Here is a 16575-nt window from a genome sequence, read left to right as displayed (position 1 = left end):
CGGCATACTAGCACCGCTAAACTAAACCGAAGGGCAATCAGATAACCGACGCTGGTCGCGGCAGAAAACATGACCCTATCTGCACTATAGCAGCGGCGCTCCCGCTTCGTTAGCGCTTGCAGCTATACTGCAGACACATTCATCTTATTGATTAAGGACCGCTGTGTTAGCCACTTTCCTCGTTGCGCTGGTCGCTATTATTCATCTCGCCATCCTGGTGCTGGAGATATTTCTCTGGGAAGCCCCCGCCGGGCGCCGGGCCTTTAACCTCAGCGCTGATTTCGCCCGGGAGACCCGGGTGCTGGCGGCCAACCAGGGGTTGTATAACGGTTTTCTGGCCGCCGGCCTGGCGTGGGGGCTGTGGCTGGGGGCGCCGGGGGTGCAGGTGGTTATCTTTTTCCTGGCCTGTGTGCTGGTCGCCGGGATTTTCGGCGCGCTAACCGCCAGCCGCAAAATTCTCTATATTCAGGCGCTGCCCGCACTGCTGGCGCTGCTTGCCGTGATGGCGCAAGCGTAGGGCCTTGATCCAAAACAGAGAAAGCAGGCGCTGAGGCGGGTACTATTTGCCCCCTTCGGTCGGTCATCGACCTTTAATACCTTCTGAGTTCAGAGGCATTTTTATGACATGGCAATCCTTCAAACAGGCCTGGCTTATCCGGTTCTGGTCCCCTGTCCCGGCGGTCATCGCCGCGGGCATCCTCTCCACCTACTATTTTGGCATCACCGGCACCTTCTGGGCGGTGACCGGCGAATTCACCCGCTGGGGCGGTCAGCTGCTGCAGCTGCTGGGCGTCCACAGCGAACAGTGGGGCTATTACCAGCTGATTCATCTCGAAGGGACGCCGCTGACCCGCATCGATGGCAGGATGATCATCGGCATGTTCGGCGGCTGCCTGGCCGCCGCGCTGTGGGCCAATAACGTCAAACTGCGCTTTCCACGCAGCCGGATCCGCATTGCGCAGGCCGTGGCAGGCGGCATCATCGCCGGGTTCGGCGCACGGCTGGCGATGGGCTGCAATCTGGCGGCCTTTTTCACCGGTATTCCGCAGTTCTCCCTGCACGCCTGGCTGTTTGCCATCGCCACCGCCATCGGCTCCTGGTTTGGCGCCCGCTTCACGCTGCTGCCCCTTTTTCGCATCCCGGTAAAAATGCAAAAGGTGTCCGCCGCCTCGCCGTTAACCCAAAAACCGCAGCAGGCGCGCCGCCGTTTCCGGCTGGGTATGGTGGTCTTTTTCACCATGATCGGCTGGGGCCTGCTCACCGCCGCAGACCACCCGGCGCTCGGCCTGGCGATGCTGTTCGGCATCGGCTTCGGTCTGCTTATCGAGCGCGCGCAGATCTGCTTTACCTCCGCCTTTCGCGATATGTGGATCACCGGCCGGACGGTGATGGCGAAGGCGATTATCTTCGGCATGGCGGCGAGCGCCATCGGTATCTTCAGCTATGTGCAATTGGGGATGGCGCCGAAAATTATGTGGGCCGGTCCCAATGCGGCGATTGGCGGGCTGCTGTTTGGCTTTGGCATCGTGCTGGCCGGCGGCTGTGAAACCGGCTGGATGTACCGGGCGGTGGAGGGCCAGGTTCACTACTGGTGGGTTGGGCTGGGCAATGTCATTGGCTCAACGCTGCTCGCCTGGTGCTGGGACGATATCGCCGCTCCGCTCGCCACCCACTGGCAGAAAATCAACCTGCTGAACGCCTTCGGCCCCTTCGGCGGGCTGCTGGCGACCTATCTGCTGCTGCTGATCGCCCTGCTGCTGGTGATCGCCTGGGAAAGACATTTTTTCCGCCGCCAGTCGACGGCGGTCCGGACCGTGAAGGAGAGCGCATGAAAAACATCATCCCTGATTATCGCCTGGATATGGTCGGCGAACCCTGTCCCTATCCGGCCGTGGCCACTCTGGAGGCGATGCCCTCCCTGCAAAAAGGCGAGATCCTGGAAGTGGTCAGCGACTGTCCGCAGTCGATCAATAACATTCCCCTCGATGCCAAGAACCACGGCTATACGGTGCTGGATATTCAGCAGGATGGCCCAACCATTCGCTATCTGATCCAGAAATAGCCGCGGCTCATGGCCCCGCCGGCGACGAACATCGCCGGCGCTAATTTCGCCCCTTCCCGTCTTATCCCACCTTCTGCCTGTCTCGAGGATCCCCTGCGAACCTTTGCAATAGCTTGTAACACTTGAAACGGTGTTCCAGCTACATAATAACCATTAATATAACGCGCCTATATTATTAAAATACGAATAAGTAAACGTGTGAATGGTTTATGCCGACAGACGCCGAAACCATGCGCAGCAACAACACAACAAGGATTGAAATGGAACTGCTGGCAAGGCTGGGTCACTTTTTCGAACAGGTTCGCGCGGATGCCGATTTTACCACCTTCGCCAGTGAACTCCGCCGGCATCAGGTCTCCTACTACATCTATTTTGTCTCCACCGGCAATATGAATTTCGTGATGGCAAACGACGAGGTGATTTCGATAAAAAGCGCCCGCGGCCTGCTACGCGTGCGCAGCGCCCCCAGCCATCGGCTGACCTCGGCCGCGGTCATCCGCCATTTTGCCGGCGCCATCAACTTTGAACAGTACTGCAAGGATCTCGCCAGCGCCGGCGTGTTTAAGTGGATCGTTGATCTGGAAGAGGAGACCCGGCACTACTGGTCGAAGGATAATACGCTGCTGTATAAAGAGAACCTGATGCCCCCCTGAGCGGGTCACAGGGGGGAGACGTGGTTATCTGCTCGGCCCTCAGTCGCGGGTTTGCACCCAGAAGGCGTGGATCAGGCCAGGAATATAGCCCAGCAGGGTCAGAATAATGTTGAGAATAAATGCCCAGCCGAAGCCTTTCCCCAGCAGTACGCCCAGCGGCGGCAGAATGATAGTGAAAACGATTCTCCAGAATCCCATAACCTCTCCCTTCGTCTAACGTCAATATTTTACTAAGCTATTCAATAGTTAAGCATAGACGCTTTTCACCGCTTCGCCAGCAGGCGGCCCCCTCATCTCCGGTAACAAAAATTATTCCCTGCCGTCAGCGCTAAAAAAGGCCGGGAAAACATCCACTTTTTCCTCCCCGGCCCGCAAGCGCTGGCATACCGCACAGATTGTCAGTTGACCAATCAGGGGGACAGGACTAAGCCTGGAGGAGTTTTATCACATCGAGTCGTTTTACCAACCGGAGAATGTCCATGAGTAAACTTGGGATTAATGGATTTGGTCGTATCGGACGTTTGGTGTTACGCCGTTTATTAGAAGTCGACAGCAGCCTGGAAGTGGTGGCTATCAACGACCTCACCTCGCCAAAGGTGCTGGCCTACCTGTTAAAGCATGATTCAAACTACGGCCCCTTCCCGTGGAGCGTCGACTTTACGGAAGATGCGCTGATCGTCAACGGCAAAACCATTACGGTGTATGCCGAAAAAGAGGCGCAGCATATTCCGTGGCAGGCGGCAGGCGCCGAGGTGATTGTGGAGTGTACCGGGTTCTACACCTCGGCAGAGAAATCGCAAGCCCATCTCCAGGCCGGCGCGCGCAAAGTGCTGATTTCCGCCCCCGCTGGCGAGATGAAAACCATCGTCTACAACGTCAACGATGACACCCTGACCCCGGAAGATACCATCATCTCCGTGGCCTCCTGCACCACCAACTGCCTGGCGCCGATGGCCAAAGTACTGCAGGATGCCTTCGGCATCACCGTGGGCACCATGACCACCATCCATGCTTATACCGGCACCCAGTCGCTGGTGGACGGGCCGCGCGGCAAAGATCTGCGCGCCTCCAGAGCGGCGGCAGAAAACGTTATCCCGCACACCACTGGCGCAGCCAAAGCCATTGGTCTGGTGATCCCCGCCCTGAGCGGTAAACTGAAGGGCCATGCCCAGCGCGTACCGACCAAAACCGGCTCGGTGACGGAACTGGTGTCGGTGCTGGAGAAAAAGGTCAGCGTTGAGGAAATCAATCAGGCTATGAAGCAGGCGGCCGAGGGCAATGAATCTTTCGGCTACACCGAAGAAGAGATTGTCTCTTCGGATATTATCGGCAGCCATTTCGGCTCGATCTACGATGCCACTCAGCTGGAGATTGTGGAAGCCGGCGGCGTACAGCTGGTGAAAACCGTCGCCTGGTACGATAACGAATACGGCTTCGTCACCCAGCTGATCCGCGTGCTGGAGAAATTTGCCCGCTAAGCGAACGGCGGGCAGCCTGAGCTGTCCGCCGGTTCTGTGTTGAGTGCCTCAGGCCTGCAGATAGACCACCTGGGTCTGCAGGTACTCATTCAACCCGTGGCGGCCATCAGCGCCGCCGATCCCCGATTTGCGCCAGCCGGCGTGGAAACCCTGCATCGCCTCAAAGTTTTCCCGGTTGATATAGGTTTCGCCGAACTTCAGTCCCTTAATCGCCTTCATCGCCACGTTCAGATCGCGGGTATAGATCGAGGAGGTCAGGCCATAGTCGCTGTCATTGGCCATCGCCAGCGCCTCATCGAGGGTCGAAAACGCCACCACCGGCAGCACCGGCCCGAAGGTTTCCTCGTGGATAATGTCCATCTCCTGACGCACATCCAGCAGCAGGGTCGGCGGATAAAAATAGCCTTTGCCCTCCAGCGGCTGGCCGCCCAGCGCCACCCGCGCCCCCTGCGCCACCGCCTTCGCCACTTTGCCCGCCACCTGATCCCGCGCCGCGGCGTTGATCAGCGGCCCCATCGCGATGTCATCCCGCGCTGCCGGGTCGCCAAACTGCACGGCCTTCATCGCCTCACCGAGGCGGTTGACGAAGCGGTCGTAAATGCCCTGCTGAACATAGACCCGCTCGACGCAGTTACACACCTGTCCGGTGTTAATCACCCGCGAGTCCACTACCGCTTTCACCGCCAGCTCCAGATCCGCATCGTCCATCACAATGGCAGGCGCTTTGCCGCCGAGCTCGAGGCACACTTTGGTGATATTTTTCGCCGCAGCGGCCATGATTTTCTCTCCTGCCGCCACGCTACCGGTCATGCTGACCATCGCCACCTTCGGATTGCCGGCCAGCTCCTGACCAACGGTTTCTCCGCGGCCGAGCACCAGGTTAAAGACCCCTTTCGGCAACCCTACCTGATGGACAATCTCGGCAAAGGCGATGGCATTATTGGGCGTAAATTCGCTGGGCTTAATGACGATGGTATTCCCGGTGATCAGCGCCGGCGCCAGCTTGCGGGCGATAAGAAAGAACGGAAAGTTCCACGGCAGGATCCCGGTGGTCACCCCCAGCGCGCGTTTAAAGACGAGGATATTCTCTCCCGGGCGATCGCTCTGCACGATCTCGCCTTCGTAACGGCGCGCCCATTCGGCCATATAGTCGAGATAGTCCGCGGTGAATGCGACTTCCACCGCCGCCAGCTGCTGGATCTTGCCGCCTTCAGCCACGATCAGCCCGGCAATCTCTTCAGCACGCTGGCGGATACCCGCGGCAATCTTGCGCAGCCAGCCCGCGCGCTCAATCGCCGGCAGTGCTTCCCAGGCGGGCTGGGCGCGCTCAGCCGCGTCAATCGCCAGCCGCGCCTCTTCAGCAGTCCCGTCCGGGATCCGCGACAGCAGCGCTTCGGTCGCCGGGTTAAGCACGTCGATCCAGCCGTCGCCGCGACCGGAAACGAACTGGCCATCAATATACATTTGGTGTTGAACGGGTGCTGTCATGGCTGCTCCTGTAGTGCGTTTGTATTTAACAAGTGATTTTTTTGTTAAATATCGGGCGGATAAGCCGTGGCTTCGCAGCACGTTGGCGCCGTTCTGTGAGCTGATTCATAAAACCGGGCCAAAAATGCCCGGTTGAGGTTACATTCCAATAACACAAATTGCCCGTTTGCGATAAATCTGCCGCAAACGGGCAGTTTTCAGCTGAGGGTGCGGGCCTGCAGCGCCCCGGCAAGCTGGGCGTCCTCCCGCAGCTGTCGCCAGGCATCGAGGATCTCCGGCGGGAAGGTGACGTGGCTGATGAAGTCTTTCCCGCGCGGACCGTATCCTTCAGGCGTATCCTGCAGGCGCGGCAGCTCGCCCAGCAGCAGCGCCAGGTAGCGAGAGACCGGCCACAGCCCCGTCCCACCACCCGCGAACCTCAGCTGGCCATTGGTCTGCTCCAGCACCGGCGAGCAGCCGGGAAAGCTCAGCCACTGTGGCGGCGTCGTCGCCCCCTGCCAGACGCGGGCGAAGGTAGCCATAGTTCGCCGCTGCATGGTGGGGTCCTGAATGACGATCCCGCGACGATGCAGGATCCTCCGGCCCTCCAGCGTTGTGCGGGCAAAACGGGCGTTCTCGCCGCAGTTGGTCGACTGGTCCTCCACGACCAGCCGCGAGCGCGGAATGTGCCAGTAGTCATGAGCAATATCGGCCAGAATATGCGCTTCCGGACGCCCCTCCACCAGCAACGTACGGTAGCGGCTGTCCTGACGCACCGCCTCGTAGAGAAAGCCCGTAGAATGCCCCACGCCGCCGCTGATCAGCAGCGGGACGTCCTGCGCCGCCGCCAGTCGGCAGGCGGCGTCGATGGTCGGGATCACGGCGTTGCCGGCCAGCACCACCACGTCCACCTGCGGCAACGCGGGCAGCGTCGCCAGATCGTCCTGCGCCAGCCAGGCGCCGACATGGTTAGCCGCCGCCAGCGTCGCCGCCGACAACGGGGGAAATTGTTCTGCCATTCTGTCTCCTTAATCCCCTCTCAGCCGATCGGAGAGGATGCTTTCGCCATCATAAACGCCGCCTCGCGGGACGCAAAGCGGCGTCGATTTGTAACCATTTTGAAATAACAAGAAACATCTAAAAACAGGCGGGTTGCACCTGAACAACTCACTATGAAAATAACAAAAAACAGCAAAATCAGGTGGAAAATAAAAAATAGCGTCGCGGTTACACCACGCCAAACCTCGCCATGTCGCCCAGTTTGCCAGCGATAAACTTGCCAATTGTAACCTTCAACCCTAAGTTGCTTAACAATTACACAACCTTTTTCACACCAGGTTGCACCCTGCTTACACAGAGTGACACCTGACCTATTTACCGTGGCGGGAGAACGTTTCGTAATGAGCAATCCACAAGACAACACTGCATCCATTCTGCAGAAAAACAAGAAGGTCCTGATAGCGAGCCTGACAGGCAGCGCCATCGAATGGTTCGATTATTTTCTCTATGGCACCGCCGCCGCGCTGGTGTTCAACAAAATCTTCTTTCCGATGGTCGACCCGGTCATCGGCCTGATCCTCTCCTGGCTCTCCTTCTCGCTGACGTTTTTTATCCGCCCCATCGGCGGCGTCATTTTCGCTCATATCGGCGATCGCATCGGCCGCAAGAAGACGCTGGTGCTGACCCTGTCGCTGATGGGCAGCGCCACGGTGGCGATCGGCCTGCTTCCCACCTATGAGATGGTGGGCCTCTGGGCGCCCGCCCTGCTGATTACCCTGCGCATTATTCAGGGCATGGGTATCGGCGGTGAATGGGGCGGTGCGCTGCTGCTGGCCTACGAATACGCGCCGGAAAAGCGGAAAGGCTTTTTCGGCAGCATTCCCCAGGCCGGCGTGACCATCGGCATGCTGATGGCGACGTTTATCGTCTCACTGATGACCCTGTTTGACGAGGCGCAGTTTCTCGCCTGGGGCTGGCGCATACCGTTCCTGCTCAGCTCCGTTCTCGTTTTTCTCGGCCTGTGGATCCGCAAAGATATCGACGAAACGCCCGCCTTTAAGCAGGTGAAAAAATCCGGCCAGGTGGCGAAGGCCCCGCTGCGCGAAACGCTCAAGCACCACTGGCGGGAAGTGCTGATTGCCGCCGGTCTGAAAGTGGTGGAAACCGCCCCTTTCTATATCTTCTCCACCTTTGTGGTCAGCTATGCCACCACCACCCTGAGTTACCAGAAGTCGCAGGCGCTGGAATCCGTGACCCTGGGCGCGCTGGTGGCCACCGTGATGATCCCGCTGATGGGGCTGCTGTCAGACAAGGTGGGCCGGCAAAAAATGTACACCCTGAGCGTGGTGCTGCTGGGGCTGTTTATCGTCCCGTGGTTCCTGCTGCTCGACACCGGCACCAGCTGGGGCATCATGCTGGCGACGGTCGTTGCCTTCGGCATCCTGTGGGCGCCGGTAACTGCGGTGCTCGGCACCTTGTGCTCTGAGATTTTCAGCGCCAATGTGCGCTATACCGGGATCACCCTCGGCTACCAGCTGGGCGCCGCGCTGGCCGGAGGCACCGCGCCGCTTATCGCCACCGGTCTGCTGGCAAAATATGACGGGAACTGGCGGCCGGTGGCCGTTTATCTGGGCGTTACGGTGGTGATTTCGCTGCTGGCAATTTTCTGCGCCAGCCGGATGAAGTCCGCGCCGGGTGCGGCCCCTTCCCGGGCGGAAAGCGCCTAACCGCCGCCCGCCCGGGCTACTACGGCGCCGAGTATCCCGCCCGGCGGCGCTGCGCTTGCGCGGGCCTGGGGGATCACGCCACAGGAGAAACCGCTCATCCCAGGTCCGGTAAGCATGTAGGCCCGGTAAGGCGCCAGCCGCCACCGGGCACAAACAGACGTCAAGTCTTCACCTCCTGCTTAGCCGGCCAGGTTGGCCAGCGGGTGTCAGGCGCTCTGGTTGTCCAGCGTCAGCTGCCCCTCGCGCCGCTGCTTCAGCTTCCAGAAGCCCCACAGCGCGATAAACCACAGCGGAGAAGCCAACAACGCCAGCAGCGTGTCCGGGTCAAAGATCATGATGAAGATGGCGAAGGCGAAGAACAGCAGGCTCACCCAGCTCATTACCACCCCGGCAGGCATCTTAAAGATCGACCCGGCGTGCAGGTCCGGACGCTGACGGCGATAGACCAGATAGGCCACGAGGATCATCCCCCAGCTGAACACCACCATAATCGCCGCCAGGGTCGAGACGATGGTGAACAGGGTCATCACATTCGGCACCAGGAACAGCAGCAGCGTGCCGATCAGCATGCAGAAGCAGGAGAACAGCAGGCTACGCACCGGGATGCGGGTATTGCGCGACAGGATGCGAAACTGCCAGTGCGCGTGCTTCTCCACCGACAGGCCGTACAGCATGCGGGTGCTGGAGAAGACGCCGCTGTTGGCCGAGGACATCGCCGAGGTTAGCGCCACGAAGTTAATCACCGCCGCGGCGGCAGGCAGCCCGGCCTTGGCAAACAGCGTCACGAACGGACTGGTCTCCGCCGATACCCCCGGCCAGGAGGCGACGGCGATAATCACCACCATCGACAGCAGATAGAAGATGATAATCCGCAGCGGCAGAGCATTGATCGCCTTGGGCAAAATGCGCTGCGGATCGCGGGTCTCCGCCGTCATGGTGCCCAGCAGCTCAATGCCGGTAAAGGAGAAGATCGCTATCTGGAAGCCGGCGAAAAAACCGGTGATGCCATGAGGCATAAAGGCCGTCGGGTCGGTAAGATGGCTGAGAGAGGCCGTCACGCCGTCCGGGGAAGTCCAGCCGGTGGCAATCATCCAGCCGCCGGTGCCGATCAGGGCGATAATGGTAATCACCTTGATCAGGGCGAACCAGAACTCCGCCTCGCCAAACATTTTCACCGACAGCAGGTTAAGCAGGAACAGGATCGCCAGCATGCTAAGGGCCGGCATCCATGCCGACAGTTCCGGGAACCAGTACTGCATATAGCTCCCGCAGACCACCACGTCGGCGATACAGGTCACCACCCAGCTTAGCCAGTAGGTCCAGCCGAGGTAAAAGCTGGCCTGCGGCCCGAGATACTCGCCGACAAAGTCGGCAAACGAGCGGTAGTCATGGCGGGTGAGCAGCAGCTCGCCCATCGCCCGCATCACCATATAGGTAAAGAACCCGACCAGCACATAGATCACCAGAATCGAGGTGCCGGCGACGGCGATGTTGCGCCCCGCCCCCATAAACAGCCCGGTGCCGATGGCACCCCCGAGGGCAATCATTTGAATGTGGCGGGCGCCGAGCCCGCGTTTAAGCTGTGACGCGCCCTCACCTCCGGCGGCAGGAGACGCCTGATGTTGATGTTCAGTCATGGTGTTTCCTCAGGCTGGTTGTGGGAGGCGAAGAGCCGCGGCGCGCAGCAGCAGCCCGGCGCGCTGACCGGTGGCAACCCCGGCATTGGGAAAGAGGATATAGGGGGCCCGGGCCTGCACCACCCACCGTTTCTCCGCCTGGCGAGCGATTTCGTATCCCGCCGGGAGAGCGGTGAAGTTCTCAACGTTGGCCGCGATATTAAGCGTAAATTCCCCCTCGCGCTTGATGATGCTCTCCTCGACCAGGAAGTAATCCACCGGCGCTTTGTCGCGCGGCGGCAGCGGCGTATCGGCGATCCATGCCCGGATCGCCGCGTCGGTAGCGGCGAACAGGCTGAGATCGTTGGCGCCGAACGGCATCACTTTCCCCAGCTCCAGGGTGGCGCTTTGCGCGGCAAACTTTTCGCAGGTGAAATGGGTGAAGGTGCCGCCCGCTTCGGTATGCCGCACGATGGCGTCCATCCCGCTGGCCTGCAACAGCTGATAGAAGCCGGAAGAAAAATCCCCCGCGTGGGCCGGGAGCAGCGCAAACTGGCGATACAGCGACCCGCGAATAGCGGTGTGCATATCGAGATGGCTACGGTTGACCGGACCCGCCGCATCGGCGGCGCGATAGAAGGCCTGCACCGCCTGCTCCAGCGCAAAAGCCCGCCGCGACTCATTCCCCGGGGCGACCGCCAGATGGCGGCCGCCGAACAGGCGATTCAGGTCGTTGTGCAGATAGCGACGCGCGGCGCGGATCGCCGGCAGATTACCAAAGACGATCAGCAGCGCCTGAGTGAGCGGCTGCCGCCCCTGACTCAGATCGTGGGTCAACTGCAGCAGCAGCTCCGTCGGCGCGGTCTCATTGCCATGCACGCCCGCGGAGAGGATCGTCGCCTGGCGCCACGGCGCCGTCGGCAGCAACTGCAGGATCCCCTCGCCCAGCCAGCGGGCCTCGATGCCCGCCGGGAAGGTCCACTCCTGCAGGCGGCAGTGCAGTAAATCGTTAACCAGGTGCTCCATCTGCCGCTCCTTAACGCTGAAAATCATAGACCGTGCCCAGACGCAGGATCTGCGTCAGCTCATCCAGCGCCTGATAAACCTCGCGCAGCAGCTGCGGGTCCGCCAGATCGCGGGCGTGCAGCCGGTCGCGATAGTGTTTTTCCACCCATGCCGTCAGCTGCTGATAACGCTCGTCGTTCATCAGGCTATGCGCGTTGACCGCCTGGCGTTCAGCCTCGTTGAGCACCACCCGCAGCCGCAGACAGGCCGGGCCGCCGCCGTTGCGCATGCTTTCCCGCAGGTCAAAGACCGCCACTTCATCGATCGGCGATGCGCTGTCGGCGGCCAGGTCGCTCAGATAGCGCCAGACGTTTTCCCGCTGGCGGCACTCCTCCGGGACCACGATCAGCATCTTGCCGTCAGGTTTGCTCAGCAGCTGGCTGTTGAACAGGTAAGAGGCCACGGCGTCATCGAGCGAAACCTGTTCCTCCGGCACTTCCACGCTGGTGAACGGAATATCCAGACTGTCGCTTTTAGCCCGCAGCGTCGCCAGCACCGTCGCCTGATCGACAAATGCCTGCTGATGGTGGAACAGCACATGGCGATTGCTGACCGCGATGACGTCGTTATGAAACACGCCGCGATCGATAGCCTGCGGCGCCTGCTGGGCAAACACCGTGTAGCGCGGATCCAGCTGATGCAGGCGGGCCACCGCCTCGCTGGCCTCGAGGGTCTGCCGCGCCGGATACTTCACCGGGGCGATCCCGCCGCTGGCGCGTCGACCGTAGACAAAAAACTGCACCCCCTGTCGGTCATACTTCCGGCAGAAGCGGTTATGGTTGGCCGCCCCTTCATCGCCGAGGTCGCCATGCTGCGGCAGCGCCGCATGGTGGGCGAAGTAGCGCGGATCGGCGAACGTGGCGCCCAGGATCGCCGAGGTGGTGGGCGCCTCCTGCATACGGTGCAGCTTATTGTTCAGGTTGGCGACGGTGAAATGGACTTTGCCATCGGCGCTGTCCGCCGACGGTGAGACGGTCGCCGCGTTGGCGGTCCACATCGACGAGGCGGAGCTGAAGGCGGAGAGCAGCTGCGGCGCCGCGTGGGCCGCCTGCTGGATAACCTGCTCATCGCTGCCCTGGAAACCCAGTTCGCGTAGCAGACGCAGATTCGGCCGCGGCTGCGGCGGCAGAATGCCCTGCACGAATCCGCGATCGGCAAGGGCTTTCATTTTATACAGCCCCTGCAGCGCCGCCTTTTTAGGGTTAGAGAGACCATCGCGGTTATTTTGCGAGGCTTCATTGCCGACGGAGAGTCCGGCGTAGTGGTGCGTCGGGCCGACCAGGCCATCAAAGTTTGCTTCAAAACCAGACATATGTCCTCACAGGATCCGTTATCAGAATGGCAGGCCCGGCGATACCGTCGCCGGAAGCGTCAGCGTATCGCTGACCAGAGAGGCCATCGGCCAGGCACAGTAATCGGCGGCGTACCACGCTGCCGCGCGATGGTTGCCGGAGGCGCCCACCCCGCCAAACGGCGCTTTACTGGAGGCGCCGGTCAGCGGCTTGTTCCAGTTGACGATCCCGGCCCGCGCCTCGTCCGCCAGCTGGTCAAACTGCGCCGCATCGCTGGAGATCAGCCCGACGGCCAGGCCATAGCGGGTCTGATTGGCGAGGCGAATGGCCTCCGGGAAGTCGTCATAACGGATAACCGTCAGCAGCGGGCCAAAGTACTCTTCATCCGGCACGTCGATACCGGTGACGTCAACGATCCCCGGCGTCAGTACCGTGGAACGTGGGTCGGGCTGGCGCATGCGCAGCAGCACCTTGCCGCCGAGCCCCTCCAGTTTTTGCTGCGCCGCCAGCATGTTCTGCGCGGCGTCGAGAGAAATCACCCCGCCCATAAACGGCGCCGGCTGGTCATCCCATTTGCCGGCGCGGATCTGCGCGCTGGCCGCGACCAGCCGCTGCAGCAGCGCATCCCCCTGCTCGCCACGCGGAACGATCAGCCGGCGCGCGCAGGTGCAGCGCTGTCCGGCGGAGATAAACGCCGACTGGATAATCACATGCAGCGCCGCATCGACATCGGCCACGTCGGCGACGATCAGCGCGTTGTTGCCGCCCATCTCCAGCGCCAGCATCTTCTCCGGCTGGCCGCCGAAATAGCGATGGAAGTGGAAACCCGCCGCCGCGCTGCCGGTGAACAGTACGCCGTCGATATCACGATTTTCCAGCAGCGCCTGGCCAGTGGTTTTTCCGCCCTGCAGCAGATTGATCACGCCGTCAGGGACGCCCGCCTGCTGCCACAGCTGGACGGTCATTTCGGCGGTGGCCGGCGTCAGCTCGCTGGGTTTAAACACGATGGTGTTCCCGGCGATCAGCGCCGGAATGATATGCCCGTTGGGCAGGTGGCCCGGGAAGTTGTAGGGACCAAAGACCGCCATCACACCGTGCGGTTTGTGGCGCAGCTGTGCTTTTCCGTCCGGCAGCGTCGACTCGTGAAAGCCCGTCCGCTGGTGATAGGCCTCGATGGAGATCGCGGCCTTGCCGATCATCGCCTGCACTTCGGTGCGGGTCTCCCACAGCGGCTTGCTGGTCTCCCGGGAAATCAGGGTCGCCAGCGCCTCTTTATGCGTCTCCAGCAGCGCGGCAAAACGCTCCACCACGGCAATACGCTCGGCCAGCGGCCGGTGCGACCAGGGGTAAAACGCCGCGCGCGCCGCGGCGCAGGCCGCCTGGACGTCGTCGGCACCCGCGCTGGCCGCCTGCCACAGCAGCGACTGATCCTCCGGGGCCAGTTTGCTCATCGTTGCGCCGCTGCCCGCCTGCCACTGCCCGGCTATAAACTGTGCTTTTACCGCCATGATCTGTTTTCCTCTGGATTCAGTGTTACCGTATAAACGCGGTCGGTTTCACTGACCTGCAGCGCGTCCAGCGCGGCGGCATCCAGTGAGACCTGCTCTTCGTGGGCCACCAGCAACGCCCGGAAATTGTCGAACTGACCGTTGGCGACGAGCGTCGGCGCCGGCAGGGCGCCCATCAGCTGCTGGGCCGGCAGGCACTGGCTGTCGCGCACGGCGCGGATCTGATCGGTGTTCGCCTCCAGCACCGGACCGGCATCGAAAATATCCACCGAGCCGCGCCAGCTGAATCCCTCTTTCTCGAGGATCGCCCGCGCCGGGGCGGTATTGGGATGCACCTGACCAATGACCTCTCGGGCCGCTTCCGGCAGCAGTGAGATATAGATCGGGTAAGCCGGCATCAGTTCGGCAATAAAGGTTTTCATGCCGGTGCCGGTCAGCCGGTCCGCATCGGCAAACGGGATGTCGAAGAAGTGATGGCCCAGCGCATCCCAGAACGGCGACTGTCCCTGCTCATCGCTGCAGCCGCGCAGTTCGGCAAACAGGTGCGGGGAAAACCACTCGCGAAAAGCGGCGATAAATAAAAAGCGCGCCTTGGAGAGCAGCAGACCATTGCGGTTGCGCTGATAGGCCGGGTCGAGAAACAGCGTACACAGCTCGCTGTGCCCGGTGTGGTCATAGCTGAGATTAAGCAGCTCCTGAGGCTTATAGACTCCCAGCGCTTTCGAGGCGCGAACCGTTTTCTGAATGCGAAAATTGTAAAACGGCTCGTCCAGGCCCACCGCGACCTCAATGGCGCTCACCCCCACCACCCGCGCCAGCGCGGTGTCTTCCAGTACAAACAGGAAACCCTGCTGACCGCGCGGCAGTTCGCCGGCGAAGGTCTCGATACTGCGCTGGATACGGGCCGCCAGGCGCCCGGCATCATGCGGTAAGGAGGTCATGCCGACCCCCGCCCGCGCGGCAAGGCGGACGATGTCGTCGAGATCGTTTTCCCGTACGGGACGAAATAGCATCACAGGCCGTCCTCCCGGTTAGCGGGTTAAGCGGGCAACGGCGCGATCAAGGCGCACGAAGGCTTCCGCAATATCCGCCAGCGGGATATTGAGCGCCGGCGCGAAGCGCAGCACGTCCGGGCCGGCAATCAGGGCGATCAGCCCCTCTTCCGCCGCCAGGTTGGTCAACGTTTTGGCCTTGCCGCGCAGCGGTCCCGCCAGCTCAGCGCCGATCAGCAGACCGGTGCCGCGCACGGCGCTGAACGCATCGTAACGGGCAGAGAGCGCATTCAACTGGTCAACGATCAGCGCATGGCGCTCGCCAACGCCCGCCAGCAGCGGCGCATCGAGATGGGCCAGCACGGCGTTAGCGACGGTCGCCGCCAGCGGGTTGCCGCCGAAGGTGGTGCCATGGGTGCCCGGCTGGAAGACCTGCGCCCAGGCCTCTTTCGCCAGCATCGCGCCGATCGGGAAGCCGCCCCCCAGCCCTTTGGCGCTGGTGAGGATGTCCGGAACGACGTTGTAGTGCTGGTAGGCGTAGAGATGGCCGGTACGGCCCGCCCCGGTCTGCACCTCATCGAATATCAGGGTCGCGTGATGGCGATCGCAGAGGGTGCGCAGCGCCTGCAGGAACGCCGGGTCAGCGGGTATCACGCCGCCTTCGCCGATGATCGGCTCGACGATCACCGCACAGGTGCGTGAAGAGATGGCCGCGGTGACCGCCTCGATATCGTTATAGGGCAGATGGGTAATGCCCTGCGGCAGCGGAGCATAATCGCTGGAATATTTCGGCTGGCCGCCGACGGAGACGGTGAACAGCGTCCGGCCATGGAAGGCATGGTTGAAGGCGATGATTTCGCTTTTTTCACCACCAAACTTATCGTGAGCGTATTTCCGCGCCAGTTTGAGAGCGGCCTCGTTGGCTTCGGCGCCGGAGTTGCAGAAAAACACCTTGTCGGCAAAGGTCGACTGCACGAGGGTTTTCGCCAGCTGCAGCACCGGCTCGTTGGTATAGCCATTGCCGATATGCCACAGTTTCGCCAGTTGATCCTGCAGGGCCTGGGCCAGTGCCGGATGCGCATGGCCTAAGGCGTTCACCGCAATGCCGCCCGCCATATCGATATACTCTTTCCCCTGCTGGTCCCAGACGCGGGAGCCCGCCGCCCTGACCGGAATAAACGGCGCGGGGGCAAAACAGGGAACCAGGTAAGCGTCAAAATCTTCGCGAGTCATAGTGCCTGACATCATTCATCTCCGGAACGTAAGACGACGGAAAACGCTCCCGCCGCGTTGGACAATCGACATTAACCCTGACCCTTGGCTTATTTTGGGCACGAGCGCGCCCGCTGTGGTGGCAAAAATATTCACCACAGGAAAAATAAGCCCTATTTATTTTGCGGGTAATTGTTAATTCATGGTTAACGTCATGTTGTTGTGTGGGCTAATGCTGGCCTGTGAACAATAAGATTGTCAATACGGGGGGAAGCAATTTATTCACTTTTTGAAGATCATCAAGATAATGAAAAACATAGAAAAAATATTTTCTTATGCACTTAAGTGAATAAAAAGTGAATTAGAATGCACAGCTTGCGGGTGGTTGGCGTGCGTAGTTATTCACTTAAAAAATAAAAAATCTAACAAAAATTTAAAAATCGGAATTGCCGTCAAATACCGCTTTATAAAATTGGTGATACCATTCATTGCACAGAGTTTACT

General features: G+C 60.8%; 16 protein-coding genes and 1 pseudogene. 8 read left to right on the top strand and 9 right to left on the bottom strand.

The genetic code is table 11. The features are described 5' to 3' along the window. The first annotated feature begins 163 nt into the window (after positions 1 to 163). The 4 genes from CWM58_RS02245 to CWM58_RS02230 all read left to right on the top strand — a co-directional run bounded on the left by CWM58_RS02245 (position 164) and on the right by CWM58_RS02230 (position 2715). Positions 164 to 517 (top strand): DUF1304 domain-containing protein, encoded by a 354-nt coding sequence (locus CWM58_RS02245; RefSeq protein ID WP_100680115.1) that lies wholly within the window; start codon positions 164 to 166, stop codon positions 515 to 517. A 103-nt stretch (positions 518 to 620) separates the two neighbouring features. Further along, positions 621 to 1832 (top strand): selenium metabolism membrane protein YedE/FdhT, encoded by a 1212-nt coding sequence (gene yedE, locus CWM58_RS02240; protein WP_100680114.1) that lies wholly within the window; start codon positions 621 to 623, stop codon positions 1830 to 1832. Continuing rightward, positions 1829 to 2062, top strand: a complete 234-nt coding sequence (yedF, locus tag CWM58_RS02235; protein WP_020324676.1) for a sulfurtransferase-like selenium metabolism protein YedF — start codon at positions 1829 to 1831, stop codon at positions 2060 to 2062. Before yedE ends, yedF begins: the two co-directional genes overlap by 4 nt. 260 nt (positions 2063 to 2322) lie before the next feature. Beyond that, entirely contained in the window at positions 2323 to 2715 is a 393-nt protein-coding gene (locus tag CWM58_RS02230) for a DUF1398 domain-containing protein (protein WP_016160930.1), read from the top strand. A gap of 39 nt (positions 2716 to 2754) precedes the next feature. Here the strand turns inward: CWM58_RS02230 and CWM58_RS02225 are convergent, their stop codons facing one another. Beyond that, the gene (locus tag CWM58_RS02225) at positions 2755 to 2913 is read right to left on the bottom strand and encodes a YqaE/Pmp3 family membrane protein (protein ID WP_002903230.1); all 159 of its coding nucleotides are present in this window, start codon (positions 2911 to 2913) and stop codon (positions 2755 to 2757) included. Between the two features lie 281 nt (positions 2914 to 3194). Here CWM58_RS02225 and gap point away from each other — a divergent pair, with 281 nt between their 5' ends. Further along, positions 3195 to 4193 (top strand): type I glyceraldehyde-3-phosphate dehydrogenase, encoded by a 999-nt coding sequence (gene gap / locus CWM58_RS02220; protein WP_061154755.1) that lies wholly within the window; start codon positions 3195 to 3197, stop codon positions 4191 to 4193. Positions 4194 to 4241: 48 nt separating this feature from the next. Here gap and aldA read toward each other — a convergent pair whose 3' ends face one another. Next, positions 4242 to 5681 carry an aldehyde dehydrogenase gene (gene aldA / locus CWM58_RS02215; RefSeq protein ID WP_049152573.1) on the bottom strand — a complete coding sequence of 480 codons (1440 nt, stop codon included), beginning with the start codon at positions 5679 to 5681 and terminating at the stop codon, positions 4242 to 4244. Between aldA and CWM58_RS28310 the strand changes: the two genes are divergently transcribed. Beyond that, a complete protein-coding gene (locus tag CWM58_RS28310; protein WP_012541908.1) occupies positions 5680 to 5817 on the top strand; it encodes a hypothetical protein in 138 nt (45 codons plus the stop codon). The genes aldA and CWM58_RS28310 overlap by 2 nt on opposite strands. Positions 5818 to 5878: 61 nt before the next feature. Here CWM58_RS28310 and CWM58_RS02210 read toward each other — a convergent pair whose 3' ends face one another. Further along, positions 5879 to 6679, bottom strand: a complete 801-nt coding sequence (locus tag CWM58_RS02210; RefSeq protein WP_100680113.1) for a YdcF family protein — start codon at positions 6677 to 6679, stop codon at positions 5879 to 5881. A gap of 381 nt (positions 6680 to 7060) precedes the next feature. On the opposite strand from CWM58_RS02210, the gene CWM58_RS02205 reads away from it, so the two are divergent. Further along, positions 7061 to 8386 carry an MFS transporter gene (locus CWM58_RS02205; RefSeq protein WP_094917073.1) on the top strand — a complete coding sequence of 442 codons (1326 nt, stop codon included), beginning with the start codon at positions 7061 to 7063 and terminating at the stop codon, positions 8384 to 8386. Between the two features lie 206 nt (positions 8387 to 8592). Here CWM58_RS02205 and CWM58_RS02200 read toward each other — a convergent pair whose 3' ends face one another. From CWM58_RS02200 to CWM58_RS02175, 6 genes are read right to left on the bottom strand one after another with little or no spacing between them, the layout of a single operon-like run. Next, complete coding sequence (locus CWM58_RS02200) at positions 8593 to 10023, bottom strand: amino acid permease (protein WP_008805091.1); 1431 nt, start codon at positions 10021 to 10023, stop codon at positions 8593 to 8595. A gap of 9 nt (positions 10024 to 10032) precedes the next feature. Continuing rightward, entirely contained in the window at positions 10033 to 11028 is a 996-nt protein-coding gene (gene astE, locus CWM58_RS02195; RefSeq protein WP_100680112.1) for a succinylglutamate desuccinylase, read from the bottom strand. Positions 11029 to 11038: 10 nt separating this feature from the next. Beyond that, the gene (astB, locus tag CWM58_RS02190) at positions 11039 to 12379 is read right to left on the bottom strand and encodes an N-succinylarginine dihydrolase (RefSeq protein WP_100680111.1); all 1341 of its coding nucleotides are present in this window, start codon (positions 12377 to 12379) and stop codon (positions 11039 to 11041) included. 21 nt (positions 12380 to 12400) lie between these two features. Continuing rightward, positions 12401 to 13867 carry a succinylglutamate-semialdehyde dehydrogenase gene (astD, locus tag CWM58_RS02185; RefSeq protein ID WP_061154762.1) on the bottom strand — a complete coding sequence of 489 codons (1467 nt, stop codon included), beginning with the start codon at positions 13865 to 13867 and terminating at the stop codon, positions 12401 to 12403. Next, the gene (astA, locus tag CWM58_RS02180) at positions 13858 to 14880 is read right to left on the bottom strand and encodes an arginine N-succinyltransferase (protein WP_162678306.1); all 1023 of its coding nucleotides are present in this window, start codon (positions 14878 to 14880) and stop codon (positions 13858 to 13860) included. Before astA ends, astD begins: the two co-directional genes overlap by 10 nt. 18 nt (positions 14881 to 14898) lie before the next feature. Continuing rightward, entirely contained in the window at positions 14899 to 16104 is a 1206-nt protein-coding gene (locus CWM58_RS02175; protein WP_061154763.1) for a bifunctional succinylornithine transaminase/acetylornithine transaminase, read from the bottom strand. Positions 16105 to 16273: 169 nt separating this feature from the next. Here CWM58_RS02175 and CWM58_RS28305 point away from each other — a divergent pair. Next, positions 16274 to 16420, top strand: a pseudogene (locus CWM58_RS28305) (hypothetical protein). Positions 16421 to 16575 lie beyond the last annotated feature (155 nt).

It is taken from the genome of Klebsiella sp. H-Nf2, from assembly GCF_002806645.1.
Taxonomy (GTDB): Bacteria; Pseudomonadota; Gammaproteobacteria; order Enterobacterales; family Enterobacteriaceae; genus Klebsiella; species Klebsiella variicola.
The sequence above is the reverse complement of the archived record's forward strand: the minus strand, read 5'-3'. Positions and strand labels throughout refer to the sequence as shown.